Origin of the sequence: Variovorax sp. 3319, assembly GCF_031456585.1 — a bacterium.
Taxonomy (GTDB): Bacteria; Pseudomonadota; Gammaproteobacteria; order Burkholderiales; family Burkholderiaceae_C; genus Variovorax; species Variovorax paradoxus_P.
Window position 1 is genome coordinate 282,478 of the sequence record NZ_JAVDUZ010000007.1, and the last position, 24,508, is coordinate 306,985.

Genomic DNA, 24,508 nt, shown 5'->3' on the forward strand with positions numbered 1-24,508 from the left:
CAACGGATGGACAACCCCGCCGCCCTTGGAGCAACCGGCGCCAGGCGCTACATCCGCATGCCGCTGAACTCGGTCTTCATCCAGTCGATGAAAGCCCGTGTCCGGGCCGGCAGCAGGCGCGCGCTGGGGTAGATCACGCTCACCGGCCGGGGTGGCGGCTCGTAGTCTTCGAGCACCAGCTTCAGCCGCCCTTGCGCCACATACGGCAGCACCTGGTAAGAAAAGAAAGTGCCAAAGCCCATGCCCGCCGCGCAAGCTTCCACGGCGGGCGCGAGGTGGTTGAACTCCAGGCGGTTGCTCGGCGTCACGCTCACGGTCTTGCCGCCTTCGTGAAACTGCCATTGGGGCGGTGCGTCGATGCGGCCGCGCACGCACGGAGCGCCGGCAAGGTCGCGCGGATGCCGCGGCACGCCGTGCTGCGCAAGAAAGTCGGGGCTGGCTGCCACCACGCGCCGGATGGTGCCTAGCGCCTGGGCCACCAGCGACGAATCCTGCAGCGGGCTGATGCGAATGCCGATGTCGATGTTTTCTTCCAGCAGGTTCACCGTGCGGTCGTACAGCAGCACGCTGCAGCGCACCTTGTCGTAGCGCTTCATGAAGCGCGTAATGGCGGGCCCCACGTACATGTGGCCGAAGAGCACGGGCGCGGTAATGGTGAGCTGGCCTGCCGGCTCGTGCGCCTCGGCCTTGAGTGCGAGGTCGGCCGCGTCGGCCGCAAGCAGCACCTCGCGCGCACTGGCCAGGTAATGGCGGCCCTCCTCGGTAAGCGACAAGCGGCGCGTGGTGCGGTGGAAGAGCCGCACACCCAGGTGCGCTTCCAACGCCGCGAGCGAGCGCACCACGGCGGGCAGCGAGTTGCCCAGCGACTCGGCAGCGCGGGTGAGGCTGCCCTGTTCGGCAATCTCCACGAAGGTCTGCATGGCTTTGAAGCGGTCCATGGCGAGATTATTAAACCGAAAAACGCAGTAGTGAAATCCTGTTGAAGCTATTCATTCATTTATCGGATTAGAAAACAATACAGCCATCCCACAGCCCTTCGAGGAAAACACATGAACGCAAGCAACGCAGCCGCCCGCCTTCCCGCGCAGCCCATCAAGCTCTATGGCACGCCGATCTCGGGCCACGTGCACCGCGTGCGGCTCTTTCTCTCGATGCTCGGCTTGCCTGCAGAGTTCATTGAACTCGACCTTCGCCAGAAGGCGACGCGCACGCCGGAATTCCTGGCCCGCAATCCCTTCGGCCAGGTTCCGGTCATCGAAGACGGGGAGGTCACCCTGGCCGATTCGAACGCCATCCTGGTGTACCTGAACGAGCGCTATGCCGCCGATCCGGCCCGCTGGATGCCGCGCGATCCGGTCGGCGCCGCGCGCGTGCAGCGCTGGTTCTCGGTGGCCGCGGGGCCGCTGGCCTACGGCCCGGCGGCAGCCCGCGTGGTGGCACTGTTCGGCCTGCCTGTGGACCCGGCCGAAACGGTATCGCGTTCGCACCTGCTGCTGTCGGTCATGGAGACGCACCTGCAGCGCGAGGCTTTTCTTGCGGGCCCGTCGGTCACGCTGGCGGACCTTTCCAACTACGCCTACGTGGCGCATGCGCCAGAGGGCAGCGTGTCGCTCGAGCCGTATCCGCAATTGCGCGGCTGGCTCGAACGCATCGAGGCGCTTCCCGGTTTTGTGCCCATGGTGCGTACGCCCATAGGGCTTGCGGCGGCCGCATGATTGCCGCACCCTTCCACGCCGGCGAACGCGCGCTGCAAACCCTGGCGGGCTCGCGCGAGGTCATGGCCGCGGCCGGCTCGCGCGTGATTCGCGACTACATGCCCGACCAGCATCGCGAGTTCTTCGCGCAACTGCCGTTCCTCATCGTCGGCAGCATGGATGCGCAGCTGCAACCCTGGGCCAGCGTGCTGGCGGCGCCGCCCGGCTTTGCGCACTCTCCGGACCCGACGCACTTGCGCATCGATGCGCTGCCCATGGCGGGCGATCCGCTGGCTGCCCAACTGGCACAGGGTGCATCGCTGGGCCTGCTCGGCATTCAGCCCCACACGCGGCGGCGCAATCGCATGAACGGCAGTGTCGAGGCAATCGATGCCACCGGCTTCACGGTGGAGGTGCAGCAGAGCTTCGGCAATTGCCCCAAGTACATCCAGGCGCGGGAGCCCTTGTTTGCAGCGGGCCAGGTTGCGGCGCCGGCGCAGTGGATCGACGGACTCGACGATGCGGCGCGCGCGCTCATCGGCCGCGCCGACACCTTCTTCATCGCGTCGGCGTTGCCACAGCATGCGGCCGTTGGCGACGAGGCCGATCCGGCGGCGCAGGGTGTGGACGTATCGCACCGCGGCGGGCTGCCGGGCTTCGTGAGGGTGGGCGAGGACGGCGTGCTCACCGTGCCCGATTTCACCGGCAACCGCTTCTTCAACACGCTGGGCAACCTGTCGGTTCATCCGCGCGCCGGGCTGCTGTTCATCGATTTCGAGAACGGCGACCTGCTGCATGTGACAGCCACCGCAGAGATCGTATGGAATGGCCCAGAGGTAGATGCGTTCGAAGGTGCCGAGCGGCTGCTGCGCCTGCGGCTCGAGCAGGTGCTGCGGCGTCCGGGTGCCTTGCCGCTGCGTTGGGGCGGTGCCGAACTGTCGCCGCACCTGGCCCGCATGGGCCACTGGGTGGGCTGAGGGCCGTACGCCGCAATAATGGCTTGGCGGCCCCCTGCGCTTCAGTCGAACACCGGAATGCGCGCGTTGGCCGAGGGCCTGTAGTGCCAGCCGCGCTCGCGCAGGGCGTCCAGGTCGATGCCCCGCGCAAGCATCGCTTGGAGCCCGGCGGCCGCGAGTGTGCAGGCCAGCGCCTGGCCGGGGCAGGCGTGCACCCCGTGTCCGAAGCCCAGCATGCGCCGCTGCGTGCGAATGGGCATGAAGCGGTCGGGCTCGGCGTTGAACTCAGGGTCCCTGTTGGCCGAAGCCAGAACCAGCAGCACCGCATCGCCTGCAGCCAACTGCACGCCCGCCGTGGTGACGGGCTCCGCCACGAAGCGCCGCGTGTTCTGCACCGAGGGGTCGTGTCGCGCCGTTTCCTCCACGATGGCATGCAAGCCGCCCTGCGCGCGTGCGGCAGCGCGCAGATCGGGTTCGCGCATCAGCGCGACAAGGCTGTTGCCCAGCAGCCCGGCCGTTGCATCGCAGGTTTGCGAGAGCAGCCCCACCAGGTTGGCAAGCAACGCTCGCGAAGGCGGCGAGCCCGCTTCGCCGTCAGAAAGCACAGCCGCCAGCAGCGTGCCGTGCCGCGGTGGCGCGATTGCAGCCAGGGCTTCGAATCGCGTCATCAATGCATCGGCTGCGATGCTTGCACGCTGCAATTGCGCCTCGGTCGAAAGCGGCGACAGGCACGCGACAAAGTCGCGCATCCACGCGGTGACTTGCGGCAGCGTCTCGGGCGCAAAGCCCAGCAGGTGGGCCACTGCCTGGATGGGCATGGCAAACAAGGTATCCGACAGTGGCGCCTCGGGCACGAGTCGCGCAACCTGCAGCGCATCGGCATGCGCGGCGTTCAGATCCATCCCGGCAAGTGCGCGCTGCAGTGCCGGCTTGTGCGCCGTGTGCGCCGGCCCGTCGTTCATTCGCACCAGATGGCCGAACACCTCGCCCGCAGGGCTGCCGGCAATTGCGCGCGGCACCGGTTCTGAAACCGGCCGGACCCGCAGGGCGCCTGGTGAAAGCAGCAGTGCTTCGATGACGTCGGCGCGGCTCGCAACCCAGAGGCGGAGGCTTTCGTTCCACGCGAGCGGCGGCCCGGCGCGCAGGGTTTCGTAGAAGGGATAGGGATCGGCGTGCGTGACGGCCGCGACCGCATCGGCGGGCATGCCTAAAGAAGAAAAGGGGCTTGGATTCATGCCGCGCAGTGTGCGGCCGAAGCCGCCGGCACACTTCGGCCATGAACGAAGTGTCGGATGCAGCGGCGCTTTACGATGGCGGGATGAGCACTACTTCATCGCCTCGCGGAACCATGGCCGTGTCTGCAAATGCGGACGTCCAGCTGGCACGCCTGGCCGGCGCCATTGCCGAACCTGCTCGCGCACGCATGCTGAGCTGCCTGATGGACGGCCACGCGCGCACCGCGACCGAGCTCGCGGCAGTGGCCGAGGTGGCCGCATCCACCGCCAGTGCGCACCTGGCGCGGCTGAAGGACGAGCGGCTGGTCGAACTGCTGGTGCAGGGCAAGCACCGCTACTTTCGCCTGGCCGACGACAACGTGGCCGCCGCACTCGAAAGCCTCATGGTCGTGGCGGGCACGCCGCGGCCCGCGGCTTTCGAGCCGAGCACGCCAAGCCGGCTGCGCACGGCGCGCACCTGCTACGACCACATGGCCGGCACGGCCGGCGTGGCGTTGCACGACCGCTTGCATGCGCAAGGCTGGCTGAGCGGGCTGCAGAGCGGTTCTTACGAACTCACGTCGCAAGGTGCGGTGGCGCTGGAGAGCTTGGGCGTAGAGGTCGATGCGGTGCGCCGCTCGCGTCGGCGCTTTGCCTGCCCTTGCCTGGACTGGAGCGAGCGTCGCCCGCATCTGGGCGGTGCGCTCGGCGCGGCGTGGCTCCAGTTGTCGCTGCGCCGCGGCTGGGTGCGCCAGGCGCTCGACAGCCGCGAACTGTCGCTCACGCCCAAGGCGCTGCGCGAACTGCCGGAGCTCTTTGCGTGAACTCTTTGCCCGAAGCGCCGCGTCAGGCCTTCAGCTTGAGCAAATAGATCATCGGGCCGGCCATGGCCAGGTCCAGCTCGAGGAAGCTCTCGAAGTCCTTGCCGGCCATCCAGTACGAATCCCAGTTGTTGCGCTTGATGGTCTTGTTCCACACGTCGGCGGTGGTGGCGCGGTGCACGGCTTCGAGCAGCACGGCCTTGCGGTCGGCGGGCACTTTCTTGCCGGTGAGCACGCCGCGCCAGTTGGCCAGGTCGGCGTCCACACCCTGTTCGCGCACCGACGGAATGCCGAGGAACGGACGCTTCGACGACACGCCGATGGCGCGCAGCTTGCCGCTTGCGAGGCTTTCGCTGAATTCGCTGAAGCCCGAGATGCCCGCCACCGCCTTGCCCGTGACCAGCGCCTCGACGACCTGCGCGCCGCCCGGATACGGCTGGTAGACCAGGCCTGCGGTATTGCCGGCCACGCGTGCCAGCATGCCGGCGTACATGTGGTCCACGCCGCCTGCGGAGCCGCCGGCGATGATGGTCTTGGCCGCGTCGGCGCGCAGCTGGGCGATCAGGTCCTTGGGCGTCTTGATGGGTGAATCGGCCTTGACCGCCACCACTTCGTAGTCGCTGGTGAGGCGCGCCACGGGCGCCACTTGTGCCATGGTGACGGGCGGCTTCTGCAGCGCCACCGCACCGACCATGACCATGCCGCTCATCAGCAGGGTGTCGGCATCGGCGTCGTACTTTTCGACGTACTTGGCCAGGCCGATCGTGCCGCCTTTGCCGCCGATGTTTTCGTAGACCACTTCGCCCGCAGCGCCCGAGGCGACCAGCGCAGCGCCGAGCGCGCGGCCGGTCTGGTCCCAGCCGCCGCCTTCGTTGGCCGGAATGACGATGCGCAGCTTGGAAATGAGCTGCGGTTCGGCGGCGCCCGCGGGGCGGGACCAGAGCGCGGCTTGGCCGGCGCCCGCGACCGCGGCTGCGCTCGCCATCCATGCATTGAAGTTGCGGCGAGAAAGGCTCGCAGGCGACGAACTAGGCATTTCGTTTCCAGTTGTTGGCAGAAGTAACCAATGATGTCCGCGAAATGAGTCTGTCACCTACCTGTCAGTCTAGGTGTAAACCCTAATAAGTGTTAAATATTACTGAAAAGCGACCTCCGCGAAGCTCCGGAGCTTGCGGCTGTGCAGCCGTGTAGAACCCTGCTCGCGAAGGATGTCGATGGCCCGCATACCGATGCGAAGGTGCTGCTCCACCCGCTCGCGATAGAAGTGGTTCGCCATGCCCGGCAGCTTGATTTCGCCATGCAGCGGTTTGTCGCTCACGCACAACAAAGTGCCGTACGGCACCCGGAACCGGAAGCCGTTGGCGGCAATGGTGGCGCTTTCCATGTCCAGCGCCACCGCCCGGCTCTGGCTGAAGCGGCGCTGCGGCTGGTTGCCGGGCAGCAGCTCCCAGTTGCGGTTGTCGGTGCTCGCAACGGTGCCGGTGCGCATGATCTTCTTCAGGTCGGGGCCGGTGTAGCGCGTAACGTCGGCCACCGCTTTTTCCAGCGCGAGCTGGATCTCGGACAGCGCCGGAATCGGCACCCACAGCGGCAGTTCTTCGTCGAGCACGTGGTCCTCGCGCACGTAGGCGTGAGCAAGCACGTAGTCGCCAAGCTGCTGCGCGTTGCGCAGGCCCGCACAGTGGCCCAGCATCATCCAGGCGTGGGGGCGCAGCACGGCAATGTGGTCGGTAATGGTCTTGGCGTTGGCGGGCCCCACGCCGATGTTCACCATGCTGATGCCGCTGCAGTCTTCGCGCACCAGGTGGTAGGCCGGCATCTGCGGCAGGCGCGGGGGCGCGGTGCCCTGGCTGCCGTCGAGCAAGGCGCCAAAGTTGGTGCTCGCGCCGGCGGGCAGGCCGCGGCGGCGCGTGATCACGTTGCCGGGCTCGATGAAGGCGATGTATTCGCTCTTCTCGTCGGCCATGGCCTCGTGGCCGAGGCGCACAAACTCGTCGATGTAGAACTGGTAGTTGGTAAACAGCACGAAGTTCTGGAACCACTCGGGCGCAGTGCCGGTGTAGTGCCGCAGGCGGTGCAGCGAATAGTCGACCCGCGCCGCCGTAAAGAGCGACAGCGGCTGCGCCTCGCCGGCCTGCGCTTCGTAGGTGCCGTTGGCAATGCCGTCGTCCATCACGCCCAGGTCGGGCAGGTCGAACACGTCGCGCATCAGCGCGCGCCGCTCGTCGCTCATGGTGCCTTCGATGTGGTCGTTTTCGGCGAACGAGAAATGGATCGGGATCGGCTGCGTGCTGGTGCCCACCTCGATCTCGACCTGGTGGTTTTCGAGCAGCAGCCGGAACTGGTCCAGGTAGTAGCGCGAAAAAAGATCGGGCCGCGTCAGCGTGGTCTCGTAGCGGCCCGGCCCTGCGACAAAGCCGTAGCTCAAGCCGGCGTTGGCCGGCGGCGTGTGGCGCGACACCGTGTGCGTGTGCACCCGCACAAAGGGGTAGCAGGCGCGCACCCGGCCGGGCAGCGCTTCGCCGGCGACAAAGCGCAGCATCGATTCCCTCAGGTGCGCGAGGCCGCCCTGGTAGATGGACTTGACCTGGTCCAGCGCCGCGTTGGCGTCGTTGAAGCGGGCGGGAGCAACGAAAGTGGGCATGTGAGGCATGACGGCATTGTGCAATGCCCGTGCCGGCAGAGCGCCGCCCAGAAAGGTGCGGGTGAACCGATTAACCTCGAGCAATCTCCCCGAACATCCCGAAAGGTGAAGCAATGAAGGTCGCAGTGATGGGCGCCGGTGCAGTCGGCTGCTACTACGGTGCCATGCTGGCGCGCGCAGGCCACGAGGTGGCGCTGATCGGCCGGCCCTCGCACGTGGAAGCCGTTCGCGCAAAGGGGCTGCGGCTGGAGACCAAGGCGTTCGACGACCACGTGCGACTCGATGCGAGCACCGAAGCCAGCGCAGTGCAGGGCGCCGGCCTCGTGCTGTTCTGCGTGAAGTCCACCGACACCGAGCTGGCCGCAGCGCAGATCGAACCGCACCTTTCGGCCGATGCGCTGGTGCTCACGCTCCAAAACGGCGTTGACAACGACGAGCGTGTGCGCGCGGTGCTGCCCCGCCACGAGGTGGCCGCAGCCGTCGTCTACGTGGCCACCGAGATGGCCGGGCCGGGCCACGTGAAGCACCATGGCCGGGGCGAACTGGTGATTGCGCCTTCGCGCACCAGCGGGCAGGTGGCGCAGCACTTCGCAGCCGCGGGCGTGCCAACGCAAATTTCAGATAACGTGCGCGGCTCGCTCTGGGCCAAGCTGGTGCTGAACTGCGCCTACAACGCGCTGTCCGCCATTACCCAGCTGCCGTACGGCGAGCTGGCAAAAGGCCAGGGTGTGGACGACGTGATTCGCGGCGTGGTCGACGAATGCCTTGCCGTTGCCAAGGCGGGGGGCATCGTCATTCCCGGAGACACCGGTGCGGCCGTGCGCGCCATCGTGCAGACGATGCCCTCGCAATACTCGTCGACCGCCCAGGACCTTGCGCGCGGCAAGCCGAGCGAAATCGATCACCTCAACGGCTTTGTCGTGCGGCGCGGCGAAGCGCTCGGCGTGCCCACGCCGGCCAACCGCGTGCTGCTGGTGCTGGTGAAGCTGCTCGAAGGCAAGCAGCGGCTGAAGCCAGGGGTCTAGCCGGGCATCGGTTCGCGCATGGTCACGAACTCTTCGGCCGCCGTGGGATGGATGCCTACGGTGCTGTCGAACAGCGCCTTGGTCGCGCCCGCGCGCATGGCCACCGCAAAGCCCTGAACGACCTCGCCCGCATCGGGACCCACCATGTGCAGGCCCACCACGCGGTCGGTCGACTTTTGCACCACCAGCTTCATGAAGGTGCGCTCGCTGCGGCCGGAGAGCGTGTGGCGCAGCGACTTGAACTCGCTCGAGAACACCGTCACCTCTCCGAACCTGGCGCGCGCATCGATCTCGGTGTAGCCGCAGGTGCCGATGTTCGGGTGCGTGAACACTGCGGTTGGAATGAACTCGTAGTCGAGCTTGCGCTTGCCCTGGCCGAACAATGCATCGACCACGGCCATGGCCTCGGCAAGCGCCACCGGCGTGAGCTGCACGCGGGTGGAGACGTCGCCCACCGCGTAGATCGAGGGCACCGAACTGCGGTAGTGCGCATCGACCGCAATCGCGCCGCGATCGTCGAGCGCAACGCCTGCGGCCTCCAGGCCCAGCCCCTGCGTGTTGGGTACCCGGCCGGTGGCAAAGAGCACCGTGTCGGCCTCTATCTGCTGGCCGCGCGCAAGCGTTACCACGAGGCCGTGCGGACCACGCGCGACCGAGGCGGCCTCGACGTTGAGCCGCACTTCGACGCCTGCCTTGCCCATTTCGTTGGCGACGAACTGCCGCACGTCGTCGTCGAAACCGGTGAGCAGGTGCGCGCGGCGATGCAGCTGCGTTACCTTGGAGCCGAGGCCGTTGAAGATCGACGCGAATTCGCATGCAATGTAGCCGCCGCCCACCACCAGCAGGCGCTTGGGAAAGGGGTCGAGGTCGAACATCGCATCCGAGGTGGCGATGTGTTCGCGACCCGGAATGTCGGGCACGAAAGGCGTGCCGCCGGTGGCAACGAGCAGGTGGCGCGCGGTGTGGCGCTTGCCGTCGACCTGCACCGTGTGGGCGTCGACCAGCTGCGCCCAACCCGTGACCAGCTTGACGCCCGAATTTTTAAGCAGCGAGGCGTACACGCCATTGAGCCGCGCAATTTCTTTTGCGCGCTGGGCCTTGAGGTGGGCCCAGTCGAATTTCGGCGCCTTCGGCAGGTTCCAGCCGTAGCCCTCCGCCTCCTCGAAGGCTTCGGCATAGCCGGCTGCGTAGCTGTAGAGCTTTTTTGGAATGCAGCCCACATTGACGCAGGTGCCGCCAAGGTCCGCCGCTTCGGCCAGGCCCACGCGCGCGCCGTGCTGCGCCGCCATGCGCGCTGCCCGCACCCCGCCGCTGCCGCCGCCGATGACGAAAAGGTCGAAGTCGAATGTGCGCATGTGAACGGTGCTCCTTGCCGGCGACTTTAGCCGCCAGCGGGGAGCACCGGGTTCTGCGGGTCTTGCGCGCGGCAACGCGCCCCCGCACGTTTAGCGTTGCGAATCAGGTGACGTCATCATCCGGCGCCGTTCGTCGCCGCCACGCTGGCCGGGTGCCGGTTGGGGCTGGGCCTGCTGAGGCTGGGGCGGCGGAGCGATGCCGCGTTGCTGCTGCATCGCGCGCACCTGCGCTTCCTGGGCCTGGCGCATGGCGTTCTGCTGGGCCTGTTGCTGGGCCAGGGCCTGCTGCTGCATTTGCGCGGCGCGCTGTTGCATCTCTTGCTGCTGGCGAATCATCTGCTGCTGGGCGAGCGCCTGCTGCGCAGCGCGTTGCTGCTGCTGCTGCACCTGTTGCTGCTGCGCCTGCGCCTGGGCGGCACGCTGCTGCAACTCCTGCTGCTGCCGGACCGCCTGCTGTTGTTGCTGCTGCTGTTGCTGTTGCCACTGGTTCTGGTTCTGGTTCTGGTTCTGGTTCTGGTGGCCGCGTTGCTGCCAGTCCTGCTGCTGGCGCTGGCCTTGCTGTCGCTGCCATTCCATTTGCTGCTGCTGTTGTTGCTGTGCGGCCTGCTGCTGCGCTGCGCGTTGCTGCATGGCCTGGATGTTCTGGGCCTGCTGCATCTGCTGCACCTGCCGCGCCTGCTCGTATTGAAACTCCTGCTGCTGGCGTGCCCGAAGTTGCGGCGGCGGCTGCATGGCGGCAGGCCGGCCGAAGCCGCCGCCAAAGCCATGCATCGGAATGCCCGGTGCCGGCGCCACCGGCACGCGCGCAAAGCGGTCGTCGGGCAAACGCACCAGGTCGCGCCGGCCGAAGGGGCCGCGGCCGAAACGGTCGGCCGGCACCACGGTCACCGCGCCCGGCATCCGCTGGTTGGCATAGAAGTCGTTTCGCATCTCGGCCTGGCGGTTCCGGTAGATGGCCATGCGATTCACCCGATCGATATAGCGAGGGCTCGCGCTGTAGGCGGGGCGCCATTGCTCGCCGGGCGCGAGCGGAAACCAGCCTACGCCGCTGCGGCCGTCGCCGATCTGCAAGGTGGCGTTCGCGCCGCCACCGCCGCCGCCCACAAAGCCGACCAGCGCGGGCGAATAGACGGGCCGTGCGGTAGCCTGCCCCGGCACCCAGGCCCAGCGCGGGCCCACGCGGGCCCAGCGGCCGTAGTGGAAGGGCGCAAAGCCCCACGGTGCGGCGTCGACCCAGGTCAGGCCCCAGGGCGCGACGTTGACCCACTGGCCGTCGCGGTAGGGCGCCCAGTCGGCGTCCACGTTGCGCGGGAACCAGACGGCGCCGTAGGAGGGGTCGTTCTGCCAGTCACCGTAGTTGTCGAGCTGCTGGTAGCCGACCACCTCGCGCGACACGTAGCGCGCCGAAACCGACTGGTCTTCGATGCGGTTGCGCTCGGCCACCCAGGCGTCGAAGCCGCCGTTCTGCGGCGGGAAGCTGTTCACCGCGGCAAGGTCGCGGCCGGACGCAGTGAGTTGCTGCCGCGCACCCAGTGTTTGCGACTGGCCGTTTTCGCCATGGAGCGTGACGCGGCCCGAGGCCACCGCAACCCACGTGGTGCCGGCGGACGGATCGGCCGCAATGCGGTATTCGCCGGGGGCGTCGATCACCACGGCGAGGTTGCCGGTATCGACCTCGACGCGCTGGCCCGAAAGATCGTCGCGCACGCGCAATTGCAAGTTGCCCTGGTTCGCAGTGATGCGCACGGTGTCGTCGTCGAGTTCAGAGAATTCGACGTGCGTTTGCCCGTCCATCCGCAACGCCGCTGAACCAACGTGGATTTCGGCGCGTGCGTTGCGGTCGGTCCAGAGGCGGTCTCCGGTGGTGATGGGGCGGTTGGGCTGCGCGTCGTACCAGCTGTCTTCGCCGGCCGGCGCAAAACTCACCGTGCCTTGCTGAAGATTCAGGCGCGCTACGCGGCCAGGCGGGTCTTGCTGTGCGCTGGCGGCGGCGCCAAGGCAAAGCAGTACCAGGCCGAGAAGCCACCGGTGCAGCGGCCGGTTGAGAAGGGAAAAGGCGGGGCGGGTCATGGGTTTGTCTCTGGTTCGCGGGACCGGGTTGAAGCGATGCACATGTAACGCGCGAGAATCCGCTGCCGCTGTCAGCGCATGCCCACTGCTTGGTGAAGCGCACGCACATTCGGCAACCGCTTGTAATGAGGGACTCTGCATGAAAAACCATAACAACCCAGGTGCATCGGGCAAAGTGCGCTACCGGAACCATAGCAAATCATGGAGTGCGGCAACGCTCGCAACCGCACTCGAACTCGCGCTCCCGTTCGCTTTTGGCGCGATGGCCTGGGCTGCGGCGCCGACTGCCGAGGCCCAGCTGGCGCGCAAGCCCTCTTACTACCAGCAGCAGAACAACACCAATGCCGCGCCCGAAGCCACCCCCGCGCGACCGGCGGCGCCCGCATCACTGGCCGCGCTTCGCAGCCGGGGCGACTTCGACGCCCTTGCGCGTGTCTACGACGCCGGCACGCCGATGCAGCTGGCGCACGTGCTCTTCGCCGTCGACCGCCGCGCCAAGCCCGTGCGCACCTACTACATCGACACCCCACGCTTCCAGCTCCATGTGCGCTTCGTGCGCGACACCGGCCTTGCACCAGGCGCGGGCAAGCGCGAGATCGACCGCAACTATCTTGTGCCGGATCGCCGCTTCCTGTTCGGCACGCTCAGCTGGCAACAAAACATCGGCGCCTTCACCTACGAGTACTGGGAGGGCGACCAGCTCACCCCCGCGCTGCTGCGGCAGGCCGATGCGCAGGTGAAAGCCAGCTTCTTTGCGCCGGTCAAGTTCAAGACCAATTCGACGTTGCACGAGCGTGTTGCAAAAGAAACCGGCATCGACTTTGTCAGCCAGGAAGCGCTGATCCGCGAACAGCCCTACATGCCCATGAACCTCGGCACGGCAACGGGCCGGGTGCGCATCGTCGACGAGGCCTCGGGTGCGAACGTGTTGAACGCGCTGCTGCCCGACGACATTGCGGTGCTGCGCCAGGTGCCGATCAATCTGCCGCCCGTGGCCGGCGTGCTGACCGAGCGCCCTTCGACGGCGCTTTCGCACGTCAACCTGCTGGCCAAGGGTTGGGGCATTCCCAACGCCTATGTGCGCGATGCCGCGGCCGTGCTGCGCGAGCATGAAGGCCAGTGGGTGGCGCTGAAGGTCGCGGCTTCTGGCTACCAGTTGCGCCGCCTTGCGCCCGACGAGATCGCGGCGCTGCCGCCGCGCAATGTGCGCGCCGCCGCCATAGGTGCCGTGCCCGGCGGCGCGAAAGCCGCGAAGCCCGATCTGCGGGAAACCCGCCTGCTGCCGCTCGCATCACTGCGCGCACGCAACAGCATGCAGTGCGGCTCCAAGGCCGCCAACCTCGGCGCCGTGCTGGCCGCGCGCATCCCGCAGACCACGGTGCCGGACGGCTTCTGCATTCCGTTTGCTCACTACGACCGCTTCATGCGCACGAACGGTCTTGCGGACCGTATCGCTCGCATGCAGCAGCAGCCTGGTTTTGCAAGCGATCCGCAAGTCAGGCAGAAGGCGCTCGCGCAATTGCGCGAAGAAATCGTGCAGTGGCCTGTCGATGCGGCCACTGCTGCGGCGTGGCGCGCCGCATGGCAATCGCAGCTGGGCGGCGGCGGCGTGTTCGTGCGCAGCTCGTCCAACTCGGAAGACCTGCCCGGCTTCAGCGGCGCGGGGCTCTACACCACGGTGCCCAACGTCAAGACGGGCGATGCACTCGAACTGGCGGTAAAGAAGGTGTGGGCATCGGTCTTCAACCCCGAAGCATGGGAGGCGCGCAGCGCCGCCGGCTTCGGCGCGGAGTCGGTGCTGATGGGCGTGTTCGTGCAGACCGCCATCGATTCGGCCAATGCCGGCGTGATGATCACGCGCGACCCGTTCGACGCCGGGCATCCGCATGTCACCTACATCTCGGCCAAGCGTGGCATCGGCATTCGCGTGGTCGAAGGCAAGCGCGTGGCGGAGCAGGTCATGTATTCGAGCTGGTCCAAGGCCATTCAGGTGCTGAGCCGCTCAGCCGAAGAAACATCCTTGCAGTTGGACAAGGAGGGCGGGGTGAAGGAAGTGCCCGTGGAGGCCGGCCGCAACGTGCTCACCGATGAACTGGTGGTGCGGCTGGCCAACGTGGGCGCGGCCGTGAAGCGCGCGTTCGGCGGCGTCGACCAGGACATCGAATGGGCCACCGTGGGTGACCGCGTCGTGCTGCTGCAGGCGCGGCCCTACGTGGAGCGGCGGCGCTGAAGTTTGCGCGCCGCCCTGCCGCTTATTTGTAGAGCAGCTGCGGCAGCCAGAGCCCGATCTGCGGCCAGATGTACAGCAGCACGATGGCCAGCACCTGGATGCCCATGAATGGCAGCATGCCCAGGAAAATCTGGTTCAGCGTGACGTGCGGCGGGCTCACGCCCTTCAGGTAGAACGCCGCCATTGCCACCGGCGGGCTCAAGAACGCGGTTTGCAGGTTCAGCGCCACCAGCAAGCCGAAGAACAGCGGATCGACGCCGAAGTTGTCGAGCAGCGGAATGAAGATGGGCATGAAGATCACGATGATTTCCGTCCACTCCAGCGGCCAGCCCAACAGGAAGATGATCACCTGGCTCAGCACCAGGAACTGCACCTTCGTGAGGTTCATGCCAAGCACCCACTCTTCCACCAGCGCCTGCCCGCCAAGCAGCGCGAACGCCGCCGAGAAGATGGCCGAGCCCACGAAAAGCCAGCACACCATGGCCGAGGTCTTGGCCGTGAGAAACACCGATTCCTTCAGCACCGACAGGTTGAGCCGCCGGTAGGCCGCCGCCAGCAGCATGCCGCCAAGCGCGCCCATGGCCGCCGCCTCGGTGGGCGTTGCCAGGCCCAGCACGATCGAGCCGAGCACCGAAAGGATCAGCAGCACTAGCGGAAAGAACGAGGCCAGCAGCATCTTGAAGATCTCCAGCCGCGCGAAGCTCAGGAACAGGTAGAACAGCGTGACCATCGCACCGAAGATGGCGAAGGTGACCCACCACCAGGTGGGTGCGGCGCGCACCGAAGCGCCTTCTGTCGCTGGTGCGTCGGCGGCCATGCTTGCGGTGGGCGGTTGCGCCGCCGCTGCTTCGGCTGGTGCGGTGGCTGCGCCGGGTGGTTCGGCCAGCGGGCCTGAAGAGGAAGGAGCTGCAGGCGAAGAAGGCGTGTCGCCGGAAGGGGGCTCCTGCAGTCCGCCCTCGGCCGGCGGCTCCTGCAGGCCTCCGGTGGAAGGCGGTTCCTGCAATCCGCCGCCGCCTGCGCTTTCGGCGGTGCCGCTGCGCGTGGCGCCGATCTCCTCGATCTCGTAGCGCGCCTGCGCCTCTACGGTAGTTACGGCCTTGTAGCCGAAGCCGGCAAAAAGCAGAAAGATCAGGCCGGGCATTGCGACGATGCCAAGCTGCCGCAGCACATGCGAAAACGGCACGTCCGCATTGCGCCGGCCTTTCAGCAGCCCCACCACCGCGTGCGCAGCGGGGCTGTCGGCCAGCCGCTGCGACAGCGGGGGCAGCGGCACCTCGCGTTCCGCCCGCGAAAGCGGCGGCGCCCACTGGGGCTTGAGCCGCGCGATGACGATCACGTACACCACGTACAGCGAGGCGAGCATGAGCCCCGGAAAGAATGCGCCCGCATACAGCTGCACCACGGAGACACCCGCGGTCGCGCCGTAGACGATCAGCAGCACCGAGGGCGGAATCAGAATGCCCAGGCACCCGCCTGCCGTGATGGCGCCCGCGGCCAGCGGCACGCTGTAGCCCGCGCGCAGCATGGCGGGCAGGGCCAGCAGGCCCATCAGCGTGACCACCGCGCCGACGATGCCGGTTGCGGTGGCAAAGATGGTGCAGGTAACCAGCGTGGCAACGGCCAGTGCACCCGGCAGCCGTGCAAGCGCCAGGTGCAGGCTCTTGAACAGCGACTCGATGAGGTTGGCGCGTTCCACCAGGTAGCCCATGAAGACGAACAGCGGCACCGCAATGAGCACGTCGTTGGCCATGGTCTTGTAGGCAGCCTGCACCATCAGGTCGAGCGTGCGGTGCCAGTCGCGGTCGTAGGCCAGCCAGGTGAAGAGCATGCCCATGCCCATCAGCGTGAACGCCGTTGGAAAGCCCAGCATGATGGCCACCACCACGAGCGAGAGCATGAGCAGGCCCAGGTGGCCGTTGGTGATGGTGTCGGCGCTCACGAGCACCGAGGCCGCGCCGATCACGATCAGCGCCATGAACGACAGGCCGAACCAGAGTTCGCGGCGGATCATCGTGCGGCCTCCTTGGAAACCACCACGCGGTCGAGCGCGGCAATGTCTTCGTCCTTGACGTTGACCATTTCCTTGAGCTTCTCGACGTCGACTTCTTCCACGTCCTGCTCGCGCGAAGGCCACGCGCCGCTCTGGATGCACTGTACGCAGCGGATGATCTCGACCAGCCCCTGCAACAGCAGCGTGAAACCGGCGAGCGGAATGATGTACTTGAACGGATAGAGCGGCAGCGGCTCGGCCGAGAAGGTCTGCTCGCGGATGGCGAGCGATTCGCCCGCATAGATCCATCCGGCCCAGGTCAGCGCCACGATGCCGGGCAGGAAGAAGACGATGTACAACACCAGGTCGACCAGCGCCTGCGTGCGGGGACGGAAGAAGCCGTAGAGCACGTCGCCGCGCACGTGGCCGTTCTTGGAGAGCGTGTACGCCCCGGCCGTCATGAACATGGCGCCGTACAGCATGATCTGCGCGTCGAGCACCCAGGCGTGCGGGCGATTGAGCGCATAGCGCGAAAACACCTCCCAGCTGATGAGCAGCGTGAGCAGCAGCGCGCACCATGCGAAGGTCTTGCCGATCCACGTCGAGAAACGATCGACGGCCAACAGGAAAGATTGCATCGAAATGAACTCCTCGCTGCGCGCGGCGCAGCACGGACGCACAGGCATGAAAAGAGGGCACCGCGCCGGGTGCCCTCGCATCAACGGATCGGCATCAGGACTTCTTGGCTTGCGAGCCGAAGTAGTGGTTGTAGGCCATCTTGAAATCGACCGTGTAGTCGTTGTGCCACTGGCCGGCACGCTCGGCAAAAGCCTTTTGCGAATCGAGCACCTTCTTGAACATCGGGTTCTCGGCAGCCTTCTTGGCAATGGTCTTGTCCCACGACGCAAGCTGCGCGCGCAAGATGGCGTCGGGCGTCTTGTAGAACTTGATGCCGGCTTTTTTCAGCTCGATGTAGTCTTGCGAGTTGCGCTGGATCGCCTTCCAGCTCATGTCCGCGCTGGACGCCTGCACCGCATAGTCGATGATCGATTTCAGTTCGGCCGGCAATGCCGCGAGCTTGCCCTTGTTGAACAGGATCTCGAACTGCTCGCCCGACTGGTGGAAGCTTTGCAGCATGCAGTTCTTCGCCACGTCGGGAAAGCCCAGCACGCGATCGCTCGACGCATTGTTGAACTCGGCCGCATCGATGAGGCCGCGGTCCAGTGCCGGCACGATCTCGCCGCCCGGCAGCGGGTTCACGGCCGTGCCCATGTCGGTGAACACGTCGACGGCCAGGCCCACGGTGCGGAACTTCAGGCCCTTCATGTCTTCCACGCGGGCCACCGGCTTCTTGAACCAGCCCAGCGGCTGCGTGGGCATGGGGCCGTACAGGTACGAGACCACGTCCAGGTTCAGGCTCTTGTAGATTTCCTCGATCAGCGCCTTGCCGCCGCCGTAGTTGTGCCAGGCCAGCACCATGTTTGCGTCCATGCCGTAGCCGGGGCCCGACCCCCAGAGCGCAAGCGCCGAGTTCTTGCCGTACCAATAGGCCACCACGCCGTGACCGCCGTCGAGCGTGCCCTTGGCGACCGCATCGAGCAGCTGAAAGGCGGGCACCACGGAGCCCGCCGGCAGCACTTCGATCTTCAGGCGGCTACCCGCCATGTCATTGACCTTCTTTGCGAAGTCTTGCGCGTATTCATGGAAGATGTCCTTGGCCGGCCAGGTACTCTGGAAGCGCAGCGAAGTGGTCTGGGCCATGCTGACCATGGGTGCCGACATGGCACCTGCGGCCACCGCTGCACCTTTGAGAAGATTGCGGCGGCGGGGTGATTTGCTCTCTGTCATGTTGTCTCGCTCCATACAAGTTCTGACTGAAGAAACCCTGCCCGCCTTCTTGGCGCTATGTTCGGCAGGCCCATGCGCATCTTTGGCGCGCTGGAATATGCGACAAACAGGGTTTTCACGAACTGGTGAAAAATTCCATCATCCGGCGGGGCTTGCAAACAGCGCGAGAGCACGGTTTGCCAGTGAAAGCGGCCCCACCCATCAAGAGGACTCAAGGACATGACTGAACCCGTTGGGGAAAAGGGCTATGCCGGCGACGTGACGCCAGAGCAGGCCGCACAGTGGATGGCAAGCGGCGAGGCCGTATTGGTAGACGTGCGCAGCGACGCCGAGCGCGAATGGGTCGGCTACGTACCGGGCGCGGTGCCCCTGGCCTGGAAGCAGTGGCCGGGCATGGTGCTCAACCCGGCGTTCGACGGCGGCATCCGGGCCGCAGGCGAAAACGGCAAGAAGAAGCTGGTGCTGCTGTGCCGCAGCGGCGTGCGCTCCATCGCTGCCGCCAGGCGTGCGACAGAACTGGGCCTGGAGGCATACAACATCCTGGAGGGCTTCGAAGGCAATCCGGACGACAACGGGCACCGCGGCGTGCTTGGGGGCTGGCGCAAGCGCGGGCTGCCCTGGAAGCAGAACTAGGGTTCACCATAAAGCGTGCCCTGTGCACACGCCCTGAACAACAGCGCCAAAAAACAAAGGGCCCACTGTCTCCAGTGGGCCCTTTCATGGCGAGCTGAATCAGTTCAAAGCGCCGGAATGCGCAGCTTCTGACCCGGATAGATCTTGTCCGGATGGCTCAGCATCGGCTTGTTCGCCTCGAAGATCGCGTTGTACTTGTTCGCGTCGCCGTAGTACTTTTTGGAAATAGCCGAGAGCGTGTCGCCCTTCACCACGTCGTGGTACTGCGCCGGCGGGGCGGCTGGTGCGACCAGATTGTTGTCGACACTCGTCACATTGGCGACGTTGCCGGCGGCAAGCCCGGCCTTTTCGCTTGCTTCCTGCGATGGTGCCTGGCCCGCCAGCGTAACGACCCCCGTCGCGGCGGTGTAGGTCACCTCCAGGCCCGTGAGCCCGAGATTCTGCGTCTCGATGTAGGTCTTGATGGCAGCCGCGGCCTTGGTGTTCGCGTCCGGTTCGGCAGCGTGTGCCGACGAGCCGCCGAACAGCTTTTCTCCTGCTTCCTTGATGAAACTCAGCAAACCCATGGGGTACTCCTTTTGCCGTGGTGGTGGTGGGAATCGCGACTGTAACGGCGGCTGGTGACCCTGGCGCGTAGTCCCTTGCCGCAAGTGCAAGCGGCGGTAAGCGACATAAAGTCGCAATAATCCGTCCATGGCCTCCCCCTTTCTTGCGATCGACATCGGCAACACCCGCCTCAAATGGGCTCTCTACGATGGGGCGCATCCGGGGGCCACGCTGCAGGCGCATGGTGCCGAGTTTCTCGACCACATCGAGCGCCTTGCAGAAGGCCCTTGGGCCGACCTGCCCGCGCCGGGTGCCATGCTGGGCTGCGTGGTGGCCGGCGATGCGGTACGCCGCCGCGCCGAGGAACAGATCGAGGAGCGCTTCGAATGCGCGCCGCGATGGGTGGTGGCAAGCGCGGCCGAGGCCGGCATCGTCAACGGCTACGACCATCCGACGCGGCTGGGCGCCGATCGCTGGGTGGCAATGATCGGTGCGCGCCACCGCATGCTCGGCACAGGCCCCGCACGGCCCATGGTGGTCGTGATGATCGGCACGGCCGTGACGGTGGAGGCCATCGACGCCAGCGGCAAATTTCTGGGCGGGCTGATCCTGCCGGGCCACGGCATCATGCTGCGGGCGCTCGAATCGGGCACGGCCGGGCTGCACGTGCCCACGGGTGAGGTGCGCGAATTTCCCACCAACACCAGCGATGCGCTCACCAGTGGCGGCACCTACGCCATTGCCGGTGCGGTCGAGCGCATGGTGCAGCACGTGCGCTCGCACTGCGGCGCCGAGCCTGCCTGCTACATGACGGGCGGCGCAGGGTGGAAGATGGCCCCCGTCATGAACGGAGATTTCGAACTCGTCGAAAGCCTGATCATGGACGGGCTTCTGGTGATTGCACGCGAGCGGGCCGCCGAGTAAAGCTTTTGCGGGAAAGCTCAGGGGCGCATGAGCGCTTCGGCCACCGCGTGGAACGCGGGCAGCGTCAGCGGGTCGTTCCCCGCACTGGCCGCCACCGGATGCGCGGCATAGCGCACGATCACCATCTCGGCCTTCGGATCGATGTAGATGCTTTGCCCGTGGATGCCGCGCGCCATGTAGGCGCCGTGCGGGTTGTTCGACACCCACCACATGTTGCGGTACGACCAGCCCGGCAGCAGCGTGTAGCCTGCCTTCACGAATTTGGCCGTGTCGCCGCCGCGCTGGATGTCTTCGACCACGGCCTTTGGAATGGCTTGCTGCCCATTGGGTGCCCGGCCGCCGTTGCGCATGGTTTCGCCGAAGCGCGCAAGGTCGCGCAGCACGGTGTTGAGACCGCCGCCGCCCGACTCGGTACCGATGCGGTCGACCATGAAGTAGGCGTCCTGCTCGGCCCCGATGCGGCGCCAGATCTTTTCGCTCAGCAAGTCGGCGAGCGGCTGGTTGCTCACGCGGCGCAAGACCCAGGCGAGCACTTCGGCGTTGACCGTCTTGTAGGCAAAGGCGGTGTCGTGCGCGCCTTCCTTCTTGAGCGTGGCCAGAAATTCATAGAACGACTTCGGGCCCGTGTAGTTCGGCCCCTGCGCCAGCATGCCGCCGGCGCGCGCGTAGTCCCAGATCTCGGCCTTCGGGTCGGCGTAGTTTTCGGAGTAGTGCACGCCGATGGTCATGTCCATCACCTGGCGCACCGTCGCATCGCCGTAGGCCGTGTCCTTGAGCTCAGGCAGGTAGCGGGTGACGAGCGCCGACGGGTCGAGCTTGCCTTCGTCCGCGAGGATGGCCGCCAGCGTGCCCACGAAAGACTTGGTGACAGACATCGCAATGTGCGGCCGTTCGGGCGTGAGCGCGCCGAAATACTTTTCGTAGACCACGCGGCCGCGGTGCATCACCAGGATGCCGTCGGTGTAAGTGCGCGGAATCATCTGCGCGAAGGTCATCGTCTCTTCGCTGGCCGTGCTTCCCAGGGGCTTGAACGTGACGCCTTCGATGTCGTTGCGCAGCGCCGCAGGCAAGGGGCTGGGCGCGTCGCTGCCGCGCCACACGTTGGCTGTGGGCACGGTTTCGCGCACATGCGAAAAGCTCCAGCGCGTGCGCGGAAACACGCCACCGGCCGGGTTGTCGAAGGTAATCAGCTTGTCGGGCGGAGGCGGAAAGCCCTTCATCCAGCCCATTGCCTCCACCGACGTGGCCGCGGGATCGGGAGGCGCGGCGGGCGCGGGTGTCTGGGCGTTCGATGAGGTGTTCACGGCAAGCAGTGCTAAGGCGGCGGCGAGCGCCGTTCGTTGGAAAAAAAAGAACATGGGCAACGCGGCTCCGGTGGAATTCATCTTCTTCAACATGCACTTCATCGGCCGCTGAAGCGCGCCGGCCGGCGCTCGACGAACGAGCGCACGCCTTCAGCCGCGTCTTCGCTGTTCGACAGCCGCTTCTGCGTTTCGATGAATTCCGACACGGCCGCGAACGGGCCTTGCTCCACGGCCTTGATCACGTTGAGCCGGGTGGCCACCACTGCGAGCGGCGCCTGCGCCGCAATGCGCTCTGCAATGGCCAGCGCCGCGTCGAGTTCCTGCCCGGCGGCAACCACTTTCTGCACGAAGTTGAGGCGATAGGCCTCGGCACTGTTGAACTCGTCGGCGGTGAGCAGGTGCAGCATGGCATTGCCCACGCCCGCGCGCTCGGCCATGCGCAGCGTGGCGCCGCCCGTGGCCATGATGCCGCGCTGCACTTCCATCTGCGAGAAGCGGCAGTTGTCGGCCGCCACCACGATGTCGGCGCCCAGCATCAGCTCGATGCCCACCGTAAAGCAGATGCCCTTCACCGCCACGACCATCGGCTTGGTGCGGCGGCGGTAGCCGGGCAGGCCGAAGTCGTGCGGCTCCACCAACCCCGGCGGTACCGCCTTTTCGCCGCGCTTCATGTATTCGGTCACCGCCGGCAGGTCCAGGCCCGCCGTGAAGTGGTCGCCGAACGCATGCAGCACGCCCACACGCAGCTCCGGGTCGTCGTCCAGCCGGGTGTAGGCCTCCGCCAACTGCCTGAACATCGGCGGCGTCCAGCCGTTGCGCTTGGCGGGACGGTTGATGCCGATCAGCAGCACATGGCCGATGACCTGCGTGTCGATACAGCCTTCTGCGGGTGGGGTGGTTGCGGTGATGGACGCGGCGGTCATGGCTTGTCTCCTTTGTTGTTCTTTCGGGGCGCTCAGTAGGTGTACACGCCGCGCCCGGTCTTGCGGCCCAGCTGGCCGGCCGCGACCATTTCTTTCAGCAGCGGGCAGGGGCGGTACTTGGAGTCGCCGAATTGCTCGAGGTAGACCTCCATCACGGCAAGGCACACGTCCAGGCCGATCATGTCGGCCAGCGCCAGCGGGCCGATGGGCTGGTTGCAGCCCAGCTTCATGCCGGCGTCGATGTCTTCGGCGGTGGCAATGCCTTCGGACAGCACGAAGAAGGCCTCGTTGATCATCGGCACCAGGATGCGGTTGACCACGAAGCCCGGCGCGTTTTTCACCGTGATGGGCGACTTGCCCAGCTTCTCGGCCAGCGCCTTGACGGCGTCGTGCGTGGCGTCGCTCGTGAGATAGCCGCGGATCAGCTCCACCAGCGCCATCATCGGCACCGGGTTGAAAAAGTGCATGCCGATGAAGCGGTCGGCGCGCGAAGTGGCGGCCGCGAGCTGGGTGATGGAGATCGACGAGGTGTTCGACGCAATGATCACCTCGGGCGCCAGCAGCTCGTCGACCTGCTTCAGGATCTTCAGCTTGAGCGCATGGTTCTCGGTGGCCGCCTCGATGACCAGCTGCGCGCTCTTCAGGTCGTCGTAGTTGGTCGAGCCCTTGATCAGCGCGAGCGCGGCGGTTTTCTGCTCGGCCGTGAGCTTTTCTTTCTTGATCAGGCGGTCGAGGCTGCCCGAGACGGTGGCCAGGCCCTTGTCGACCGCCGCCTGGGCAATGTCGACCATCACCACATTGACGCCGGCCACCGCGCAGGCCTGCGCAATGCCATTGCCCATCGTTCCGGCGCCGATGATGCCGACGGTCTGAATCGTCATGAGAGAACTCCTTGGATAAGAACAAAACTGGGAGGAAGCAAGTGGGGTCGACGCCGCCACCGCTGCAGGAGATCGATTGTGAAGCAGCCCCGCCAGGCCGCTGTTGCCGCGAGTGACACGGCCGCCACCGGGTGGCTTACAGTGCGGCGATCGCTTCTCTTTCCTTTCTCTTTTTCGACCCCGACCATGACCACCCTCGGCACCCCTCTTTCCCCCTCGGCCACCCGCGTGATGCTGCTCGGCTCCGGCGAGCTCGGCAAGGAGGTGCTGATTGCGCTGCAGCGCCTCGGCGTCGAAACCATTGCGGTCGACCGCTACGAGAACGCGCCCGGCCAGCAGGTGGCGCACCATGCGCGCACCATCACCATGAGCGACCCGGAGCAGCTCAAGGCGCTGATCGAGGCCGAGAAGCCCACCCTCGTGGTGCCCGAGATCGAGGCCATTGCCACGCCGATGCTGCAGCAGCTCGAAGACGCGGGCGTGGTCCGCGTGATTCCCACCGCCCGTGCCGCCCGCCTCACGATGGACCGCGAAGGCATTCGCCGGCTGGCTGCCGAAACGCTGGGCGTGCCCACCAGCCCCTACAAGTTCTGCGACTCGCTGGCCGAACTGCAGGCGGCCATCGACGCGGGCATTGGCTATCCCTGCATCGTCAAGCCCGTGATGAGCAGCTCCGGCAAGGGCCAGAGCAAGATCGACGGCCCGGCCGACGTGCAGAAGGCCTGGGACTACGCCATGGCCGGCGGCCGCGTGAGCCACGGACGCGTCATCGTCGAAGGCTTCATCGACTTCGATTACGAGATCACGCTCCTGACGGTGCGCGCCAAGGACGCAGCCGGTGCGGTGCAGACGCAATTCTGCGAACCCATCGGCCATGTGCAGGTGAGCGGCGACTACGTGGAGAGCTGGCAGCCGCACCCCATGGCGCCTGCCGCGCTGCAAAAGGCGCAGCAGATTGCGCAGGCCGTTACAGCCGACCTGGGTGGCCAGGGGCTTTTTGGCGTCGAGCTGTTCGTGAAGGGCGACGAGGTCTGGTTCAGTGAGGTGAGCCCGCGTCCGCACGACACCGGCATGGTGACCATGGCCACCCAATGGCAGAACGAGTTCGAGCTGCATGCGCGCGCAATTCTCGGCCTGCCGGTGGACACGTCGCTCAAGAGCCCGGGCGCGAGCGCGGTGATCTACGGCGGTGTCGATGCGACCGGCATTGCGTTCGACGGCGTGGCCGAGGCGCTGCAGGTGCCCGGCAGCGATATCCGCCTGTTCGGCAAACCCGAGAGCTTTGCCAAGCGCCGCATGGGCGTGGCGCTCGCGCATGCAGGCGATGTGGAAACGGCGCGCGTCAACGCGAAGGAAGCCGCATCGCGCGTGAAGCCGCGCAAGGCCTGAACGGTCGGCTCACAAGCAATCAGGCAAGCACAGCCAGTTTTCGCAAGCCGGGCCGGGGGCT

21 protein-coding genes are annotated in these 24,508 nt (G+C 66.4%); 8 read left to right on the top strand and 13 right to left on the bottom strand.

Annotated elements, in window-relative coordinates; genetic code table 11:
- Nucleotides 1–47: 47 nt before the first annotated feature.
- Nucleotides 48–938 carry a LysR family transcriptional regulator gene (locus tag J2X67_RS16395; RefSeq protein ID WP_309954356.1) on the bottom strand — a complete coding sequence of 297 codons (891 nt, stop codon included), beginning with the start codon at nucleotides 936–938 and terminating at the stop codon, nucleotides 48–50.
- A gap of 111 nt (nucleotides 939–1,049) precedes the next feature.
- On the opposite strand from J2X67_RS16395, the gene J2X67_RS16400 reads away from it, so the two are divergent.
- Together J2X67_RS16400 and J2X67_RS16405 are read left to right on the top strand one after the other, a co-directional pair.
- Nucleotides 1,050–1,715, top strand: a complete 666-nt coding sequence (locus J2X67_RS16400; protein WP_309954358.1) for a glutathione S-transferase — start codon at nucleotides 1,050–1,052, stop codon at nucleotides 1,713–1,715.
- Nucleotides 1,712–2,671: a pyridoxamine 5'-phosphate oxidase family protein gene (locus J2X67_RS16405; RefSeq protein WP_309954361.1), complete on the top strand. Its 960-nt coding sequence runs from the start codon at nucleotides 1,712–1,714 to the stop codon at nucleotides 2,669–2,671. The genes J2X67_RS16400 and J2X67_RS16405 overlap by 4 nt, the downstream gene beginning before the upstream one ends.
- A gap of 41 nt (nucleotides 2,672–2,712) precedes the next feature.
- Here the strand turns inward: J2X67_RS16405 and J2X67_RS16410 are convergent, their stop codons facing one another.
- The gene (locus J2X67_RS16410) at nucleotides 2,713–3,885 is read right to left on the bottom strand and encodes a cytochrome P450 (protein WP_409050507.1); all 1,173 of its coding nucleotides are present in this window, start codon (nucleotides 3,883–3,885) and stop codon (nucleotides 2,713–2,715) included.
- Between the two features lie 113 nt (nucleotides 3,886–3,998).
- Here J2X67_RS16410 and J2X67_RS16415 point away from each other — a divergent pair, with 113 nt between their 5' ends.
- Nucleotides 3,999–4,688, top strand: coding sequence for a helix-turn-helix transcriptional regulator (locus tag J2X67_RS16415; protein ID WP_309954363.1), 690 nt, complete (start codon nucleotides 3,999–4,001; stop codon nucleotides 4,686–4,688).
- 22 nt (nucleotides 4,689–4,710) lie between these two features.
- On the opposite strand, the gene J2X67_RS16420 is transcribed toward J2X67_RS16415, so the two are convergent.
- Complete coding sequence (locus J2X67_RS16420; RefSeq protein WP_309954365.1) at nucleotides 4,711–5,721, bottom strand: tripartite tricarboxylate transporter substrate binding protein; 1,011 nt, start codon at nucleotides 5,719–5,721, stop codon at nucleotides 4,711–4,713.
- A gap of 99 nt (nucleotides 5,722–5,820) precedes the next feature.
- Complete coding sequence (locus J2X67_RS16425; RefSeq protein WP_309954368.1) at nucleotides 5,821–7,338, bottom strand: AMP nucleosidase; 1,518 nt, start codon at nucleotides 7,336–7,338, stop codon at nucleotides 5,821–5,823.
- Nucleotides 7,339–7,442: 104 nt separating this feature from the next.
- Between J2X67_RS16425 and J2X67_RS16430 the strand changes: the two genes are divergently transcribed.
- Complete coding sequence (locus J2X67_RS16430; protein WP_309954372.1) at nucleotides 7,443–8,354, top strand: 2-dehydropantoate 2-reductase; 912 nt, start codon at nucleotides 7,443–7,445, stop codon at nucleotides 8,352–8,354.
- On the opposite strand, the gene gorA is transcribed toward J2X67_RS16430, so the two are convergent.
- Nucleotides 8,351–9,709, bottom strand: coding sequence for a glutathione-disulfide reductase (gene gorA / locus J2X67_RS16435; protein WP_309954374.1), 1,359 nt, complete (start codon nucleotides 9,707–9,709; stop codon nucleotides 8,351–8,353). The two genes, J2X67_RS16430 and gorA, sit on opposite strands and share 4 nt — an antisense overlap.
- Nucleotides 9,710–9,799: 90 nt before the next feature.
- Nucleotides 9,800–11,779, bottom strand: coding sequence for a DUF6600 domain-containing protein (locus J2X67_RS16440; RefSeq protein WP_309954376.1), 1,980 nt, complete (start codon nucleotides 11,777–11,779; stop codon nucleotides 9,800–9,802).
- A 139-nt stretch (nucleotides 11,780–11,918) separates the two neighbouring features.
- On the opposite strand from J2X67_RS16440, the gene J2X67_RS16445 reads away from it, so the two are divergent.
- A complete protein-coding gene (locus tag J2X67_RS16445) occupies nucleotides 11,919–14,009 on the top strand; it encodes a PEP/pyruvate-binding domain-containing protein (protein ID WP_309954378.1) in 2,091 nt (696 codons plus the stop codon).
- A gap of 22 nt (nucleotides 14,010–14,031) precedes the next feature.
- Here the strand turns inward: J2X67_RS16445 and J2X67_RS16450 are convergent, their stop codons facing one another.
- The 3 genes from J2X67_RS16450 to J2X67_RS16460 form a co-directional block, all read right to left on the bottom strand.
- Nucleotides 14,032–16,020 (bottom strand): TRAP transporter large permease subunit, encoded by a 1,989-nt coding sequence (locus J2X67_RS16450; protein ID WP_309954380.1) that lies wholly within the window; start codon nucleotides 16,018–16,020, stop codon nucleotides 14,032–14,034.
- Nucleotides 16,017–16,637, bottom strand: coding sequence for a TRAP transporter small permease subunit (locus J2X67_RS16455; RefSeq protein ID WP_309954382.1), 621 nt, complete (start codon nucleotides 16,635–16,637; stop codon nucleotides 16,017–16,019). The genes J2X67_RS16450 and J2X67_RS16455 overlap by 4 nt, the downstream gene beginning before the upstream one ends.
- 94 nt (nucleotides 16,638–16,731) lie before the next feature.
- Complete coding sequence (locus J2X67_RS16460; RefSeq protein WP_281146660.1) at nucleotides 16,732–17,847, bottom strand: TRAP transporter substrate-binding protein; 1,116 nt, start codon at nucleotides 17,845–17,847, stop codon at nucleotides 16,732–16,734.
- Nucleotides 17,848–18,066: 219 nt separating this feature from the next.
- Here J2X67_RS16460 and J2X67_RS16465 point away from each other — a divergent pair, with 219 nt between their 5' ends.
- Complete coding sequence (locus tag J2X67_RS16465; RefSeq protein WP_309954384.1) at nucleotides 18,067–18,480, top strand: rhodanese-like domain-containing protein; 414 nt, start codon at nucleotides 18,067–18,069, stop codon at nucleotides 18,478–18,480.
- Nucleotides 18,481–18,584: 104 nt separating this feature from the next.
- On the opposite strand, the gene lysM is transcribed toward J2X67_RS16465, so the two are convergent.
- Nucleotides 18,585–19,046 (bottom strand): peptidoglycan-binding protein LysM, encoded by a 462-nt coding sequence (lysM, locus tag J2X67_RS16470; protein WP_309954386.1) that lies wholly within the window; start codon nucleotides 19,044–19,046, stop codon nucleotides 18,585–18,587.
- A gap of 127 nt (nucleotides 19,047–19,173) precedes the next feature.
- Between lysM and J2X67_RS16475 the strand changes: the two genes are divergently transcribed.
- On the top strand, nucleotides 19,174–19,950 hold the full coding sequence (locus J2X67_RS16475) for a type III pantothenate kinase (RefSeq protein WP_309954388.1): 777 nt from the start codon (nucleotides 19,174–19,176) through the stop codon (nucleotides 19,948–19,950).
- A 17-nt stretch (nucleotides 19,951–19,967) separates the two neighbouring features.
- Here J2X67_RS16475 and J2X67_RS16480 read toward each other — a convergent pair whose 3' ends face one another.
- From J2X67_RS16480 to J2X67_RS16490, 3 genes are read right to left on the bottom strand one after another with little or no spacing between them, the layout of a single operon-like run.
- The gene (locus tag J2X67_RS16480; protein WP_309954389.1) at nucleotides 19,968–21,308 is read right to left on the bottom strand and encodes a serine hydrolase; all 1,341 of its coding nucleotides are present in this window, start codon (nucleotides 21,306–21,308) and stop codon (nucleotides 19,968–19,970) included.
- Between the two features lie 44 nt (nucleotides 21,309–21,352).
- Nucleotides 21,353–22,177: a crotonase/enoyl-CoA hydratase family protein gene (locus J2X67_RS16485; RefSeq protein ID WP_309954390.1), complete on the bottom strand. Its 825-nt coding sequence runs from the start codon at nucleotides 22,175–22,177 to the stop codon at nucleotides 21,353–21,355.
- Nucleotides 22,178–22,209: 32 nt separating this feature from the next.
- Nucleotides 22,210–23,058 carry a 3-hydroxybutyryl-CoA dehydrogenase gene (locus tag J2X67_RS16490; protein ID WP_126749873.1) on the bottom strand — a complete coding sequence of 283 codons (849 nt, stop codon included), beginning with the start codon at nucleotides 23,056–23,058 and terminating at the stop codon, nucleotides 22,210–22,212.
- A 186-nt stretch (nucleotides 23,059–23,244) separates the two neighbouring features.
- On the opposite strand from J2X67_RS16490, the gene purT reads away from it, so the two are divergent.
- The gene (purT, locus tag J2X67_RS16495; RefSeq protein WP_309954392.1) at nucleotides 23,245–24,447 is read left to right on the top strand and encodes a formate-dependent phosphoribosylglycinamide formyltransferase; all 1,203 of its coding nucleotides are present in this window, start codon (nucleotides 23,245–23,247) and stop codon (nucleotides 24,445–24,447) included.
- The last annotated feature ends 61 nt before the right edge of the window (nucleotides 24,448–24,508 follow it).

Coding starts and splice junctions, on each gene's coding strand:
- J2X67_RS16415 (WP_309954363.1), top strand. CDS start 3,999: ATGGCCGTGTCTGCAAATGCGGACGTCCAGCTGGCACGCCTGGCCGGC.
- J2X67_RS16445 (WP_309954378.1), top strand. CDS start 11,919: ATGAAAAACCATAACAACCCAGGTGCATCGGGCAAAGTGCGCTACCGG.
- J2X67_RS16400 (WP_309954358.1), top strand. CDS start 1,050: ATGAACGCAAGCAACGCAGCCGCCCGCCTTCCCGCGCAGCCCATCAAG.
- J2X67_RS16410 (WP_409050507.1), bottom strand. CDS start 3,885: ATGAATCCAAGCCCCTTTTCTTCTTTAGGCATGCCCGCCGATGCGGTC.
- J2X67_RS16430 (WP_309954372.1), top strand. CDS start 7,443: ATGAAGGTCGCAGTGATGGGCGCCGGTGCAGTCGGCTGCTACTACGGT.
- J2X67_RS16465 (WP_309954384.1), top strand. CDS start 18,067: ATGACTGAACCCGTTGGGGAAAAGGGCTATGCCGGCGACGTGACGCCA.
- J2X67_RS16475 (WP_309954388.1), top strand. CDS start 19,174: ATGGCCTCCCCCTTTCTTGCGATCGACATCGGCAACACCCGCCTCAAA.
- J2X67_RS16395 (WP_309954356.1), bottom strand. CDS start 938: ATGGACCGCTTCAAAGCCATGCAGACCTTCGTGGAGATTGCCGAACAG.
- J2X67_RS16405 (WP_309954361.1), top strand. CDS start 1,712: ATGATTGCCGCACCCTTCCACGCCGGCGAACGCGCGCTGCAAACCCTG.
- lysM (WP_309954386.1), bottom strand. CDS start 19,046: ATGGGTTTGCTGAGTTTCATCAAGGAAGCAGGAGAAAAGCTGTTCGGC.
- J2X67_RS16455 (WP_309954382.1), bottom strand. CDS start 16,637: ATGCAATCTTTCCTGTTGGCCGTCGATCGTTTCTCGACGTGGATCGGC.
- J2X67_RS16460 (WP_281146660.1), bottom strand. CDS start 17,847: ATGACAGAGAGCAAATCACCCCGCCGCCGCAATCTTCTCAAAGGTGCA.
- J2X67_RS16490 (WP_126749873.1), bottom strand. CDS start 23,058: ATGACGATTCAGACCGTCGGCATCATCGGCGCCGGAACGATGGGCAAT.
- J2X67_RS16450 (WP_309954380.1), bottom strand. CDS start 16,020: ATGATCCGCCGCGAACTCTGGTTCGGCCTGTCGTTCATGGCGCTGATC.
- J2X67_RS16485 (WP_309954390.1), bottom strand. CDS start 22,177: ATGACCGCCGCGTCCATCACCGCAACCACCCCACCCGCAGAAGGCTGT.
- J2X67_RS16420 (WP_309954365.1), bottom strand. CDS start 5,721: ATGCCTAGTTCGTCGCCTGCGAGCCTTTCTCGCCGCAACTTCAATGCA.
- J2X67_RS16480 (WP_309954389.1), bottom strand. CDS start 21,308: ATGTTCTTTTTTTTCCAACGAACGGCGCTCGCCGCCGCCTTAGCACTG.
- J2X67_RS16440 (WP_309954376.1), bottom strand. CDS start 11,779: ATGACCCGCCCCGCCTTTTCCCTTCTCAACCGGCCGCTGCACCGGTGG.
- J2X67_RS16425 (WP_309954368.1), bottom strand. CDS start 7,338: ATGCCTCACATGCCCACTTTCGTTGCTCCCGCCCGCTTCAACGACGCC.
- purT (WP_309954392.1), top strand. CDS start 23,245: ATGACCACCCTCGGCACCCCTCTTTCCCCCTCGGCCACCCGCGTGATG.
- gorA (WP_309954374.1), bottom strand. CDS start 9,709: ATGCGCACATTCGACTTCGACCTTTTCGTCATCGGCGGCGGCAGCGGC.